The organism is Vibrio sp. 1069, from assembly GCF_033340555.1.
The window spans coordinates 1-1146 of sequence record NZ_JAWOWP010000093.1; the positions used below are offsets into that span (position 1 = coordinate 1).

The following is a 1146-nucleotide window of genomic DNA, read 5'->3' on the forward strand; positions in this document are numbered from 1 at the left end:
AATGGTGTAGCTGTAGAAACCGTTGCCATTCTTCTGACCGTATTTGTTGGCTTCGAATAGAGCATCAATCGCGTCACGACCTTGTTTTCCCATTCGCTCAGGGAAACCTTCTGCCATCACCGCTTGTGCGTGGTGCGCAGTATCGATGCCGACTACATCAAGCAAGTACGCCGGGCCCATCGGCCAGCCAAATTTGCGTTCCATGACTTTGTCGACTTTAGTGAAGTCTGCACCGTCACGAAGCAACATGCTGAAACCGCCAAAGTACGGGAATAATACGCGGTTGACGAAGAATCCCGGACAGTCGTTCACGACGATTGGTGATTTGCCCATTTTCGCTGCGTAAGCCACTACGCGGTTGATGGTTTCATCAGAAGTTTTCTCACCACGGATGATTTCAACCAAAGGCATGCGATGCACAGGGTTAAAGAAGTGCATACCACAGAAGTTTTCTGGGCGTTTAAGTGATTGTGCCAATAGGTTGATTGGAATCGTCGATGTGTTTGATGTAATGACGGTGTCTTCACCAACGTGCGATTCGACTTCGCTCAGTACCGCTGCTTTTACTTTTGGATTTTCGACAACGGCTTCAACAATCACATCTGAGTTTTCGATGCCTGCGTAATGTAGGCTTGGGGTAATTGATGCCAAAATTCCCGCCATCTTGAAGCCGTCGATACGACCTTGAGCAAGGCGTTTGTTCAGCAGTTTAGACGCTTCGGTCATGCCTAAATCGAGAGATGGTTGGGCGATGTCTTTCATCAATACTGGCACGCCTTTCAGCGCAGATTGGTAAGCGATGCCACCACCCATGATGCCTGCACCTAATACCGCTGCTCGCTCAGTGTCTTTGCTTGCTGATTTCGCCGCTTTTTTCGCGATGCCTTTGATGTATTGGTCGTTGAGGAACAGACCAACCAGAGCTTTGGCTTCTTCTGATTTCGCGAGTTTAACGAAGTATTTGCGTTCAATGTCGAGTGCTTCGTTACGCGCAAAGCGTGCGCCTTCTTCAATCGTAATAACTGCAGTCATTGGCGCAGGGTAGTGTGGACCTGCTTTTTGTGCCACTAGGCCTTTTGCCATCGTGAAGCTCATCATCGACTCTAGCTTGCTGAGTGTCAGTGGCGAGGTTTTTTGTTTACGACG

1 protein-coding gene is annotated in these 1146 nt (G+C 49.0%); it reads right to left on the reverse strand.

Features of this window, described 5'->3' with window-relative positions:
- Positions 1-1146: 3-hydroxyacyl-CoA dehydrogenase NAD-binding domain-containing protein (locus R7040_RS24640; protein ID WP_318097297.1), on the reverse strand; the 1146-nt coding region annotated here is incomplete at both ends.